Origin of the sequence: uncultured Tenacibaculum sp., assembly GCF_947502995.1 — a bacterium.
In the GTDB taxonomy this organism is placed as follows: Bacteria; Bacteroidota; Bacteroidia; order Flavobacteriales; family Flavobacteriaceae; genus Polaribacter.
In genome coordinates this window covers 1-212 of record NZ_CANNBW010000095.1, presented here as the reverse complement: position 1 = coordinate 212, position 212 = coordinate 1, and the positions used below count along the sequence as shown (strand labels likewise).

Annotated in this window: 1 protein-coding gene; it reads left to right on the top strand. The window is 36.3% G+C overall.

The features are described from left to right. Positions 1 to 212, top strand: a 212-nt coding sequence (locus Q1A46_RS20895; protein ID WP_299683607.1) for a hypothetical protein, incomplete at both ends; no start/stop codon positions are given.

Below are 212 nucleotides of genomic sequence, written 5' to 3'. Positions count from 1 at the left end.
TTAACTCAACTAACAATCAGTTATCTATTTCTTTAGAAGATGATGCAGCGGCACCTTTAATCGTTGATCTTTCTTCTCTGAAATCTGTAATTAATGTTGCAGGAATTAACACAATATCAGGAACAGGAACTGCGGCTGACCCTTATATCATAACGGCTACAGAAGTCGATGGATCAGTAACTAATGAGGTCAATACAACATTCCAAGTAAAT